Source organism: Flavobacterium sp., from assembly GCF_003525665.1.
In the GTDB taxonomy this organism is placed as follows: Bacteria; Bacteroidota; Bacteroidia; order Flavobacteriales; family Flavobacteriaceae; genus Flavobacterium.
In genome coordinates this window covers 1,677-14,631 of the sequence record NZ_DQDX01000038.1, presented here as the reverse complement: position 1 = coordinate 14,631, position 12,955 = coordinate 1,677, and the positions used below count along the sequence as shown (strand labels likewise).

The window sequence follows — 12,955 nt, the reverse complement described above, 5'->3', positions numbered from 1 at the left end:
AATTGCACGAATTTGCACGAATTTATTATGTGGAAAAAATTTCACCAATATTATGTCTATTCTATTTATACCTACAAGGTTTTAAAAACCTTGCAGGAAATAATAATCTATTCTAAAACGGAATAATCTCCGATACTGATATTTGTAAAATTACCATCAAAAGTGGCATGATTTCCTATCATTGCATTGTCTAAAGTGGCGTTTTTAATATTAGAATGCGTTTGAACTAAACTATTCTTAATAGTACTATCAATCACGTGACAACCTTTTCCTAACGAAACATTTGGTCCAACCGTTGCATTAATTAAATAAACATCTTCACCAATATAACAAGGTGGAATGATAGTTGAATTTTCTAATTTCACATCTGCTGAAACTAAATTTTCACCGTCATTATGTAAAAAACCTAACATTCTTGAGTTGGTTTCAACCGTAACGTCTTTGTTTCCGCAATCCATCCATTCGTCCACTTTACCTGGTACAAATTTCATGCCTTTTGCCATCATTTGTTTAATTCCATCATTAATTTGGTATTCGCCACCATGAATAATGTTGTTGTCAAGAACCGATTGCAACTCGTTTTTAAGAACGGCTACGTCTTTAAAATAGTATATTCCGATAACGGCTAAATCAGAAACAAACTCTTTTGGTTTTTCTACCAATTCGATAATTTCTCCGTTTGCATTTAAGTTTACTACACCAAAAGCTTCTGGTTGATCTACTTGTTTTACCCAAATAACGCTATCGGCAGTTGTATCTAAATCGAAATCGGCACGAATTAAAGTATCTGCATAAGCGATTACTGCCGAACCAGATAAAGATTCTTTGGCACACATAATGGCGTGTCCTGTACCTAACGCTTCATTTTGATAATATATTGTTCCTTTTGCGCCTAATTTTTGAGCAATTGCAATTAAATCGTCTTCTACTTTTTTACCAAAACTTTCGTGAATGATGAAAGCCACTTCTTCAATTGGTTGATTTAAAACGCCAGCGATATCTTCAACCAAACGGTGAACAATTGGTTTTCCAGCAACTGGAATTAATGGTTTTGGAATTGTTAATGTGTGCGGACGTAATCTTGAACCACGTCCTGCCATTGGTACTATTATTTTCATGTTAATTATTTTTTTACCACAAAGGCACAAAGTTTTCACAAAGTGCACAAAGTTATATTTAAGTTTTTATCTGTTAACTGTTACTGAACATTACTTACTATTTCACTCCTGTACTTCCAAATCCGCCTTCGCCACGAGAAGTTTCTGACAATTCTTGAACTTCAATCCATTCGGCACGTTCGTGTTTTGCGATTATTAATTGAGCGATTCTTTCACCATTTTCTATGATAAAATCTTCATTGGATAAATTTACTAAAATTACTCCAATTTCACCGCGATAATCGGCATCTACTGTTCCTGGTGAATTTAAAACGGTTACACCTTTTTTGGCTGCTAATCCGCTTCTTGGACGAACTTGTGCTTCGTAACCAATTGGTAATTCTATGAAAAGTCCGGTTTTTACAATGGTTCTTTCTAAAGATTTTAGTGTAATTGGTTCTGATATATTGGCACGTAAATCCATTCCGGCCGAAGCAATGGTTTCGTAATTTGGTAAATCGTGAGCGGATTTATTGATGATTTTTATAGTCATTATTTTGATTTTCGATTAATGATTTTTAATAATGTTTCTTTTTCGTTGTAGTAGATGAAATATAAGAATATTCCAGACAAAGCAATTCTTATTGGATAACTTTCTCTTACGTAAGGTATATAAAACGAAACTGCAGAAAATAAAATTGTTACTCCCAAATAAGACAGAATTTTATTAATGTCATATGGAATTGGATACTTTTTTTGTCCCATTTTATAAGAAATAATCATCATAGTTCCATAAGCAGCAAGAGTTGCAACCGCCGAACCATAATAACTCATTTTCGGGATTAATAAATAGTTTAATGACAAGGTTACAAATGCGCCAACTATAGAAATATAAGCACCAATTTTAGTTTTATCAATTAGTTTATACCAAACAGACAAATTAGTATAAATACCTAAGAAAAAATTAGCTACAACAATTAGAGGTACAACTTTTATAGCATCCCAATATATCGCTTTGGGAACTAATGGATATTTTAATAAATCGATAAAAGCAATTACAAAAAAACAAATGAAGGAACCGAAAATCACAAAATATTTAGTTATCGTTGCATAAGTTTGAGGCGCATTTTCATTTGTTGCATGACTAAAAAAGAAGGGTTCAATTCCCAATGTGTAGGCTGTTCTAAACAAAACCATAAACATTCCTATTTTGTAACATGCCGCATAAGCTCCAATATCTTCTTTGGAAACATTCATCCAATCTAACAAAATTTTATCAAAATGTTCATTGATTGCAAACGCAGTTCCGGCAATTAAAATTGGTAATCCGTACTGCATCATTTGCTTCCACAACTTGAAATCAAACTTCCAATCAATTTTAAAATAATCTGGCGAAAGAATCACAAATGTTGATAAACTTGCAATTAAACCAGAAACGAAAATATATCCAACTTGAAAATTTTCAAAGTAAATTGTATTAAAAAAACCATCTGGATTTGAAGTTGCTATTTCTGGTAAAAAAACTAAGAAAAATAAATTTAAAAGTAAATTTAAAGCTACGTTTCCAATTTTAATTATAGCATAAGTCATTGGTTTTTTTTCAGCACGAAGTCTTGAAAACGGAATGATTACTAAAGCATCTAGCACTAAAATCCAAATACTGTAAGTAACATATTCTACATTGATTTTTGACCAAGTTGAAAGTGCATCTCTAAAGACTAATGCCAAAAACAAAAAGGAAATTGACGACCAAAAAATAGAAACTGATGCTGTAGAAATTACGCTCGATTTGTTTTCTTGTTTGTTATAAAACCTAAAAAAGGCAGTTTCCATTCCGTACGATAAAATCACATTGAAAAAAACAAGCCAAGCAAAAACTATAGAAACATCTGCAAATTCCTGCTTTGGTAATCTATCTACATACAACGGATTGAGCATGAAGCTAATCATACGCGGCAAAACCGTTGCCAAACCATAAATAAGTGTTTGTTTAAAAAGATTTTTATAAAGACTCAAAGTAGATTAATTTAGTGAGCAAAAATAACTAATTTCTTGGTCGTGTTGAAGGATACGCGAGAAGTTCTTTCTCTTTTACCGAATTAATTTTAAAAAATTGGGTTTTATTGTCTTGTTCAAATTCTAAAATGGCTTCGTTGTCTTTAAGATCAAACTTTGATTTTATGATTTCTGGTGAACTATTTCCGTATTCGTTTGATGCATTTCCGTCTAAAATTAAATCTGAATTTATTGGTTTTTGATAAAATCTAGCGACAAACGTAGTTTCATTTTCTTTAATAAAATTGGCTTCCTGATTACGAAAATATACTTTTTTAAGATGAAAATTGGGTGAAAAAGGTTCGCTAAATTTAAGATAGAAATTAATTCCGCTGCCAGTTCTTTCTTGTCCACCAATCCATCTTTGAAAATAAACCGATTCTGTTTTCCATGGTAAATTGGTTTTAACTTCTTGTTGCGAAGAGCAAGAGGTTAATCCTATAATTAAAAAGAATACTATTATTGTTATTTTATTCATTGGTTTGTTTTTAAGAAAATCCATTCTCGTCTATTGTCTTAATAAAATGAAAACCTCGAGGAACATAGCCTTGATTATAGTAAAATCGATGCGCATCAAAATTGCCAGTGAAAGCGTCGAGAACGACACAAGTACAATTTAATTCTTTGGCTTTTTCATCAATAAAATCGGTTAGAAGTTTTCCGATTCCGTTTTTTCGATAGTCTGGATGAACTATAAAATTATCAATTTCAAGGTATTTTCCAGTCCATAATTTGGTTCCAAACCAGAAACCGGTTAATCCAATGCATTTGTCTTCATTGAAAACCGCTACTTGCTTGTAATTTTTTGGAATCATATCCGATAGAAAACCTTCATATCTTTCGATAGTCATATTTGGATATAGAAATTTTATCGTTTCTATTTGCAAAAGCATTTCATCAACTGTAGTTAAAACTTGTAATTTCATTTCTGGATTTTAATCAGATATAAAAATAACAAAAAAGAGCCAACTACTGTTGACTCTTTTATATATTTTGAAATAATAATTTTAACCTATTAAAGCTACGCTTTTTGAAATTCGAAAAAATTAAAAGCTTTTTTTATCCTTTCAATGCTTCTGCTCCACCAACAATCTCTAAGATTTCATTAGTAATTGCAGCTTGACGTGCTTTGTTGTATGTTAATTTCAATTGGTTTCTTAACTCGGTTGCGTTGTCTGTTGCTTTGTGCATTGCAGTCATACGCGCTCCGTGTTCTGAAGCAAATGAATCACGAATTGCTTTATACAATTGTGTTTTTAACGATTTTGGAATTAATGTTAAAACGATTTCTTCTTTAGATGGTTCAAAAATATAATCACCTGTAGAAACTGGTTTATCCGATTTAATTGGAGCTAATGGCAAGAATTGTTCTGTTTGAACGATTTGCGTAGCTGCATTTTTAAACTGATTGTAAACAATTTGAATCTTGTCGTACTCACCAGAAGTAAATTTATCGGTTAAGATTTGAGCAATTTCGGCAACATTATCAAACGTTAAGTTATCAAAAACTTCACTTTTATTACCCGCGATTTTATTTGTTTTTGACAAAGCATCGTTTCCTTTTTTACCAATTGCAAAAATATCAACTTGCTTTCCAGCATAAGAATCGGCAATAAGTTTAGCTTGTTTAATAACGTTAGAATTAAAAGCACCACACAAACCTCTATTAGAAGTAACTGCAACAATTAAAACTTTGTTAACCTCACGTTGCGTTGTAAAGCTTCCGCCTACTTCACCATCAAGAGTTGAACTTAAACTTTGTAATAATTCCGTTAATTTTTCGGCATAAGGTCGCATTGCTGTAATTGCATCTTGTGCTTTTTTCAACTTTGCAGCAGAAACCATTTTCATCGCAGAAGTAATCTGCATCGTTGATGAAACGGAAGTAATTCTATTACGGATTTCCTTTAAATTTGCCATATTATTAGGTATTTGGTTGTAGGTTGTAGGTTGTAGGTAAATCCCTATCACCTACCACCTAAATCCTTTATTGGTATTTTGCTGATAATTCTTTAGCTGCTTTTTCGATAACGTCTGTTATAGTATCGTCAAGTTTTCCAGCTTTTAAAGCATCAAGTGTATCTCTGTGTTTGTTGTTTAAGTATTCGATAAAATCTTTTTCGAATTCTTTTACTTTATCAACAGGAACATTTCTTAATAAGTTTTTAGAACCAGCGTAGATAATAGCTACTTGATCTTCAACTGTATAAGGATCGTTTAAACCTTGCTTTAAGATTTCAACGTTTCTTTTTCCTTTTTCAATAACGTTTAAAGTTACAGCATCAAGATCTGAACCAAATTTCGCGAAAGCTTCTAGTTCACGGAATTGAGCTTGGTCTAATTTTAATGTTCCAGCTACTTTTTTCATCGATTTAATTTGAGCATTACCTCCAACACGAGATACCGAAATACCTACGTTAATTGCAGGACGAACACCAGAGTTGAATAAATCTCCATCAAGGAAGATTTGTCCGTCTGTAATCGAAATTACGTTAGTTGGAATGTATGCAGAAACGTCACCTGCTTGAGTTTCGATAATTGGTAAAGCAGTTAATGATCCACCACCTTTCACGATACCTTTTAAAGTATCTGGTAAGTCGTTCATGTCTTTAGCAATATCATCATCAGCAATTACTTTACAAGCTCTTTCTAATAAACGAGAGTGTAAGTAGAAAACGTCACCAGGATAAGCCTCACGACCTGGAGGTCTTCTTAATAAAAGAGATACCTCACGGTAAGCTACTGCTTGTTTAGATAAATCATCATAAACGATTAATGCTGGACGACCTGAATCACGGAAATATTCTCCGATTGCAGCTCCGGCCATTGGTGCATATACTTGCATTGGTGCTGGGTCAGATGCGTTAGCTGCTACAATTACTGTATAAGCCATTGCTCCTTTTTCTTCTAGCATTTTTGCAATTCCAGCAACAGTTGAAGCTTTTTGCCCAATTGCTACATAGATACAAAATACTGGTTTCCCTGCATCATAAAATTCTTTTTGATTTAAGATAGTGTCAATACAAACTGTTGATTTACCAGTTTGACGGTCACCAATAACCAACTCACGTTGTCCACGACCAACAGGAATCATTGCATCTACTGCTTTGATACCAGTTTGTAATGGTTCAGTTACTGGTTGACGAAAGATAACTCCAGGAGCTTTTCTTTCTAATGGCATTTCATAAAGTTCACCACCGATTGGTCCTTTACCATCGATTGGGTTACCTAATGTATCAACCACACGACCTACGATTTGCTCACCAACTTTTAAAGAGGCGATACGTTGTGTACGTTTTACTGTAGAACCTTCTCTAATTCCAGTAGATGGTCCTAAAAGTACAACACCTACGTTGTCTTCTTCTAAGTTCAATACGATAGCTTCCAATCCGTTTTCGAATTGAACTAACTCACCATATTGAGCATTTGATAACCCGTAAACACGAGCAATACCATCACCTACTTGAAGTACTGTTCCAACTTCTTCTAACGAAGCACCAGATTCAAAACCTGATAATTGTTTTTTTAATATTGCTGAAATTTCAGCTGGTTTAATTTCCGCCATTTTGATATATCTTTAATGGAATTCTAATTACTAAACTCTCTTTTTAATTCACTTAATTTACTAGCTACAGAAGCATTGTATTGCTTATCGCCAACTCTTAAAATAAATCCTCCAATAATTGATGGATCTACTATATTTTCTATAGTTATTTTCTTGTTAGAAAACTCTGCTATTTTGGCCAATACTTTAGTTTCTAATTCTGGAGTAATTGGGAAAGCTGTAGTTACTTTTGCAACTTCAATTCCGTTACTTTCGTCAAATAATCTATTGTATTGAATAGCTATTGATTCTAAAATTTCGAATCTTTTGTTCTCAAATAACAAATGAAATAAGCTATTTGTTTCTTTTTGTACGTTTGAAAAAACTTCAGACATAGCCGATTTTTTAACATCCATTCTAATAACTGGACTAGTTAAAAAGTCTTTCAACTCTGGACTGCTTGCGATAGCGTTAACAATAGACGTCATGTCATTGTTTACGGCATCAGCATTTCCTGAAGTTTGTGCAATGTCTAATATTGCTTTTGCATATCTAATCGCTGCTCTAGACATAATGATTAGTTTAATTTAGCGTCACCTAACATTTTCTCAACTAATTTAGATTGAGCTTCTTTGTTAGATAATTCGTCTCTTAATACTTTTTCTGCAATTTCTAATGACAATGAAGACACTTGGTTTTTCAATTCTGCCATAGCTGCATTTTTTTCGCTGTTGATTGCCGCTTTCGCTTGTTCAATCATTTTTTCACCAGTCGCTTGTGCTTCAACTTTTGCATCGTTAATCATTTTATCTTTGATTTCACGAGCTTCTTTCATTAAAGCGTCACGTTCTGCTCTTGCATCAGCTAATAATTTTTCATTATCTGATTTTAGGTTTTGCATTTCTTTTTTAGCATTTTCTGCCGAAAGTAATGCATTTTTGATTCCTTCTTCTCTTTCGTTTACAGCGTCAAGAATTGGTTTCCAAGCGAATTTTCTTAATAATAGAATCAATCCAACAAATATTACTATTTGCCAAAAGAATAATCCAAATTCAAACTGATTTATTAACTTTTCCATTATATATGATTTTACTTTTTTTTGTAATAATTAAAACAATAGTTACAACCAACCGTTGCAACTATCGTTTTTTAGTTTTTAATTAAGCAGCAAATAATGCAGCGAAACCAATACCTTCAATTAACGCAGCAGCAATAAGCATAGCTGTTTGGATTTTTCCTGAAGCTTCTGGTTGACGAGCAATAGCGTCCATTGCTGAACCACCAATTTTACCAATACCTAAACCTGCTCCGATTACAATTAATCCTGCTCCTACAATAGTTGGAATTTGCATAATATATATATTAAAAATTAAACATTCTTTATTTATGTCATTAGTAAACTAACAACGTTTTTATTCATTAGTGATGTGCTTCTTCATGATGGTGCTCTTCGTTGGCAGAACCAAAGTATAAAGCAGATAACATTGTGAAGATATAGGCTTGTAAAAAGGCTACTAAAATTTCAAGGATTGAAAGTACAAATGATAATCCGAAAGATAATGAACTTCCTATCCAACTTTTAAAGATAAACATTAGACCAATGATGCTCATTAAAACGATGTGTCCTGCAAAAATATTTGCATACAAACGAATCATTAATGAAAACGGTTTAATGATAATTCCTAATAATTCGATTGGAGCTAAAACAATACGCATTAATTTAGGTACGCCTGGCATCCAAAAAATGTGTCCCCAATAATTTTTATTAGCAGTAAAGTTTGTAATTAAAAACGTTAATATAGCTAATGAAAATGTAATCGTTAGGTTTCCTGTTACGTTTACTCCTAGCGGAGTTAATCCGAAGATATTTAAAAACAAAATAAAAAAGAAGATCGTCAATAAATAACTCATGTATTTCTTGTAGTGTTTCTCTCCAATATTTGGAATCGCAATTTCATCACGGATATAAACTACTAATGGTTCGAAAATTCTTCCAGCTCCTTTTGCAATTCCGCCATTCTTAGCATAAGATCTTGCTAAAGATGAAAATAAGAAAAACATTAAAATTGCCGTAATCATAATAAACAAAACACTTTTAGTAATAGAAAAATCAATAGGTCTTGCATTTGTTGGATGACCTGATTTTTCATCTTCTGTTAAAGTTCCAGTAGCATCTGTTTTGTAAATTTTACCATCATGGTGATTGATAACATAGTAATTTCCGTTAGATTCGGCAACTGCTTCTCCATGGTGGAATTTAGAAGATGAAAATATTTGAAAACCATTATCCCATAAAATAATAGGTAGTGGAAATCCATAATGTTTACCTTCTTTGTTATCAGAGAAAAAAGTAAAATCGTGCGCATCCAAAACGTGATGTTTAGTAAACGCTTTTACTTGTGACTTGATGTCTGTTGGTTCTGCATGAGCACTTCCAGAATGAGAAGCATCTGCATGAGCTTCAGTCGATTCGTGAGTTGCTTCTACTGCATGAGCCTCAACCGCTGTTGAATCATTTGAAGGATTTGCACTTGAAACTAATGGCATAAATGCTACTAAAAGTGCCGCGATAAAATGGAGTGGTTTTTTTGAAATCACCATAACTTTATTTTACTTAAATTTTAAGGTTTCTAAAATTTGGTGCAAAGGTACATTTTTTATTAATATTCCAAGTAGAATAAAACTATTTTTTAATCGAATTTGCAGATTTAATGATTGATTATTGTTTTTTATTTAATAATCTTATGGTTATTAACGTCTCAATTGCCAAAAAAAGAATAAATACTGTAAAAAAATTAATTCTTTCAACGGTATTTTTATTGCTTGACGATATAATATCAGAGAAAATAAAGAATAAGATTCCTGCTTTTATGCTTGTGATTAATAAATAGGTTAATCCAACTACATCTTTATTTCTTGAATTTACTATCAATAATATAACCAAAATGATAACAGAAAAGACACATAATACTGTATAAATAGTTTCTAACGAATGACTAAATAACTCGAAATTCTGGCTGAAAGATTCGGTTTGTAGAATTAATTTATTGCCAAAAAAAAGTACAACCGCAATTGATAAAGTGAGGATTACGGTTTTTAAAATTTGAAGTTTCATTGGTATTATTCTGAATTGCCGATGTCTTTTACTTGTCTATATACATTGTACATTGCCAGAAAAACACCCAATATTGTTATAGATTTAGTATAAATTTCCTTTGGATTTGGATATTTTTCATCGAGCCATTTTCCTAAGTAGGCAAACACAAAAATTATTGCGCCCATTTGGATTGGGATGTTTATTAACGACAACCATTTGTTACGCTGTTTTTTCTTCTGATTGTTGTCCTCCATTGGGTGATAAGCTTTTTACATTGGGTTTCATTACGCAGGTTGCTGTGAATTCTGCTCCTGGTTCTACGGCAAGTTTACCGCATTCTACTTCACCATGAATTATAGATTTTGCCTTTAAATTTAGAATTTCTAAAACCAAAATTTTTCCTTCAAATTTTCCCTCGATATCACAATTTTTACAAATGATATTTCCTTTTACGCTTCCAGCTGGACCAATTACAATTTTACCTTTCGATTGAAAATTACCAATTAAATGTCCGTCCAATCTAAAATCGGCAGAAGACGTAATATCACCTTGAATGATTGTTCCTTCTACAATTCTATTAGTTTTTCCTAAAAGATCGGTGTATGATTTTGGTTTTTTTTCAAACATAACTTTATGGTTTTCTCGGTGGAACTGAGCTTGGCGTTGGTGGCAACATACTTTGAGGCGCACTGTTTATGGTAGTGTTTGCTTTGGTAGGAATATTTTGTTGCTGATTTCTTCCACCATCTATTTTTCCGCCAGGAATGTCATCTTGAATCGAATTTATATCTTCTCTTTTTATTTTTTCTGGTTTTTGCTTTACAGCTGCTGGTTTTGGCAATTCAATTGCTGGTTTTGTTTTTGGAACAAATGTTGGTCCGTCTCCAGAAACATATTCATCCAAATTTTTATAAATCTGAACAATTCTATAATTTTCTGTTGAAATTACGATTGACTTATCTTCAATTTTATACTCTTTAAATTCTTTTAAAACTTGCGCTATTCCTTTGGCATTTTCTTCCGATTTTATTCCGTGAATAACAATTAAGTTTCTGTCATTTGTATAAATATCTGTTGAAACTGTAAGTGTTTCAATGGTGCGTTCTTTAGCAAATTTATTTAGTTTATCTAAAAGTGGTTTTGTGCTTTTATCGTCTAAACTATTTGCTGGTTCAAATATAATTTTCCATGAAGTTGGTGGCAAATCATTAAAATATAACGCCTCTAACATTGGAATTTTAGAAGAAATAAATGCTTCTGTTTCTTTTCCTTCTTGGCTGTTAGGATACGACAATGCTACATAGTTCAATGCTTTTTTATAATCTTTCAAGCCATATAATTTACCAACTAAATTAGCTTTTAATAATTCGAATTTTGGCAACATTTCATCACCAGTAAATTGAATTAATGCCAACTCGGTTCTGCTCAAAGCTTCTCTATAACTTCCAGATTCGTACTGTTTATATAGATTTGTATAAACCACTTCTGGCGAACCTAATTCTAAACTTACTTCATTATTATTTAAAATTTGAGCATAACGAGAATTTGGATAGTTTGAAGTAATTCTATTTTTCATTGCTGCCGCTTTTGCCGGATCAATGATTTCATAAATTTTATACAAATTATACATTGATGGCAACACCAATCTTTCTTCGGGATTGCTGTCTAATAATGTTTCCAGTTTGCTTGCGGCACGTTTGTATTCTTTATATTTCTCTTTATAAATTACACCCAACTGATAATAGGCAAAATTTCTTTCTTTGGCCAAACTGTCTAAAGCCACTTGCGAAGTTGGAATTTTGCTAATATAAAATTCGGTAGTATATCTTTGGTCTACAACTTTTTCTTTATCGTCTGTTTGTTCATCAGCTATTTCATCTGAACTATTTTTGTCTTGTGATGAACTCAATCTCCAATTTGGACCAAAAGCTCTTTTTCCCCATTTTTTAGCAAATTCAATTTTACCAAAAGAAACCGTTGCCGGATTGTAGAAATAGAAATCTCCTGGTTTTGATGTTGTACCGTTTGATTTCGGCGCAGGATTATCTGTTTTTGTAGCTTTTTGAGGAACATCTGCAGAGGCAATGTCATTAGATTTTCCGCCTGAAGCATTGTCTTGAGCTCTTTGTTTTTTCTCTAATAAAATTCGTTGCTTTTCGTCTTCCTTTTTTAAATTATCAATATACTTTTGATAATAAACAGCTTTGTCTGCAGAAGAAAGTGATGCTACTTTTAAAATACTATCGTTGCGTTGTGCAATTCCTTCAAATTTAATTACATCTTCGAGATTTTCTCTTTTCTTGGAAATCAATTTAAACTCACGTGTTCTATCATTTAAATAAACCATCGTACTGTCATAATATTTACCAGCAGTTACATATTTTGCAGTTGCGAAGTTTATTTCGGCTAAATTTCTATAATTCGAAGCAATTAAATATTCGTCAGACGATTTTGCTTTTAATGAAGCATTATAGAATTTTTTAGCTTTGGTATAGTTTTTATTTTTGTCATAAAACAATCCCATTTGATGATTTAAAACATCTAAAAATGGTCTATTATCTCTATCTTCCAATAAATCTTTGTACTTTTTTACAAATGCTAAAGTGTCGCCTTTTTCGTAATCAAATTGTTGCGCTTGTCGTGCATGTGCTTGAATTACATATTGTCTTGGCGATTTTCTTTTCATGTCAATAACCTCTTGATACGATGCAAATGCACTATCCTTGTGATTTTGACTTTCATAAATTTGACCCAAAATAAAATGGTAACGCGCTACTTCTTCGTTCTGTTTTGTAAACTCTTTTGCGATTTTAATTTTGGCAATAGCGCTATCGGTTTCTTTCAAATTCAAAAATGCTTGCGCTAAAGTGGCATTGGCATCTGCAAAAATTTGGTCTTTAAATTTAATTTCTTTTAATAATTTTCGAAGGTTTGTAACCGCGATGGCATCATTATCCATGCGCATATTGGTTTTTTCACGCCAAATTTTTACCTCATAAATCTTATCACTTTGTGGATATTTGTACAAAACATAATTGAACGCTTCCAATGCAGGAACAAATCGTTGATCATAATAACGTGATTTCCCAAGCATTAAATGCGCTTCATCCATTTGCGGATTTTTTTCTCCGCCGTCAATGTTCATGGAGTGTTTTTGGATTC

15 protein-coding genes (1 of these 15 running past the window's edge) are annotated in these 12,955 nt (G+C 32.4%); all 15 read right to left on the bottom strand.

What is annotated here, in order from left to right; translation table 11 throughout:
- Positions 1–107: 107 nt before the first annotated feature.
- Positions 108–1,118, bottom strand: a complete 1,011-nt coding sequence (locus DIU01_RS02940) for a sugar nucleotidyltransferase (protein WP_290831761.1) — start codon at positions 1,116–1,118, stop codon at positions 108–110.
- Between the two features lie 97 nt (positions 1,119–1,215).
- Entirely contained in the window at positions 1,216–1,650 is a 435-nt protein-coding gene (gene dut, locus DIU01_RS02935) for a dUTP diphosphatase (RefSeq protein WP_290831760.1), read from the bottom strand.
- The gene (locus DIU01_RS02930) at positions 1,650–3,113 is read right to left on the bottom strand and encodes a lipopolysaccharide biosynthesis protein (RefSeq protein ID WP_290831759.1); all 1,464 of its coding nucleotides are present in this window, start codon (positions 3,111–3,113) and stop codon (positions 1,650–1,652) included. Before DIU01_RS02930 ends, dut begins: the two co-directional genes overlap by 1 nt.
- A 28-nt stretch (positions 3,114–3,141) precedes the next feature.
- Positions 3,142–3,630: a hypothetical protein gene (locus DIU01_RS02925; RefSeq protein WP_290831758.1), complete on the bottom strand. Its 489-nt coding sequence runs from the start codon at positions 3,628–3,630 to the stop codon at positions 3,142–3,144.
- Positions 3,631–3,640: 10 nt separating this feature from the next.
- Entirely contained in the window at positions 3,641–4,078 is a 438-nt protein-coding gene (locus DIU01_RS02920) for an N-acetyltransferase (RefSeq protein WP_290831757.1), read from the bottom strand.
- Between the two features lie 133 nt (positions 4,079–4,211).
- Positions 4,212–5,072: an ATP synthase F1 subunit gamma gene (atpG, locus tag DIU01_RS02915; protein WP_290831756.1), complete on the bottom strand. Its 861-nt coding sequence runs from the start codon at positions 5,070–5,072 to the stop codon at positions 4,212–4,214.
- Between the two features lie 67 nt (positions 5,073–5,139).
- Positions 5,140–6,717: a F0F1 ATP synthase subunit alpha gene (gene atpA, locus DIU01_RS02910; RefSeq protein ID WP_290831755.1), complete on the bottom strand. Its 1,578-nt coding sequence runs from the start codon at positions 6,715–6,717 to the stop codon at positions 5,140–5,142.
- A 23-nt stretch (positions 6,718–6,740) separates the two neighbouring features.
- Entirely contained in the window at positions 6,741–7,274 is a 534-nt protein-coding gene (gene atpH / locus DIU01_RS02905) for an ATP synthase F1 subunit delta (protein ID WP_290831777.1), read from the bottom strand.
- The gene (locus DIU01_RS02900) at positions 7,274–7,774 is read right to left on the bottom strand and encodes a F0F1 ATP synthase subunit B (protein WP_290831754.1); all 501 of its coding nucleotides are present in this window, start codon (positions 7,772–7,774) and stop codon (positions 7,274–7,276) included. The genes atpH and DIU01_RS02900 overlap by 1 nt, the downstream gene beginning before the upstream one ends.
- 82 nt (positions 7,775–7,856) lie before the next feature.
- A complete protein-coding gene (gene atpE, locus DIU01_RS02895) occupies positions 7,857–8,048 on the bottom strand; it encodes an ATP synthase F0 subunit C (protein ID WP_008255642.1) in 192 nt (63 codons plus the stop codon).
- Positions 8,049–8,115: 67 nt separating this feature from the next.
- Positions 8,116–9,297: a F0F1 ATP synthase subunit A gene (gene atpB / locus DIU01_RS02890; RefSeq protein ID WP_290831753.1), complete on the bottom strand. Its 1,182-nt coding sequence runs from the start codon at positions 9,295–9,297 to the stop codon at positions 8,116–8,118.
- A 118-nt stretch (positions 9,298–9,415) separates the two neighbouring features.
- A complete protein-coding gene (locus DIU01_RS02885; protein WP_290831752.1) occupies positions 9,416–9,811 on the bottom strand; it encodes a hypothetical protein in 396 nt (131 codons plus the stop codon).
- 5 nt (positions 9,812–9,816) lie between these two features.
- A complete protein-coding gene (locus tag DIU01_RS02880; RefSeq protein WP_290831751.1) occupies positions 9,817–10,047 on the bottom strand; it encodes an AtpZ/AtpI family protein in 231 nt (76 codons plus the stop codon).
- Complete coding sequence (locus DIU01_RS02875; protein WP_035124567.1) at positions 10,013–10,420, bottom strand: polymer-forming cytoskeletal protein; 408 nt, start codon at positions 10,418–10,420, stop codon at positions 10,013–10,015. The genes DIU01_RS02880 and DIU01_RS02875 overlap by 35 nt, the downstream gene beginning before the upstream one ends.
- Before the next feature lie 4 nt (positions 10,421–10,424).
- Positions 10,425–12,955: the 3' portion of a tetratricopeptide repeat protein gene (locus DIU01_RS02870; protein ID WP_290831750.1), read on the bottom strand. 310 nt of this gene lie beyond the right edge of the window; only the last 2,531 of its 2,841 coding nucleotides appear in the window; its start codon lies beyond the right edge, outside the window; it ends in the stop codon at positions 10,425–10,427.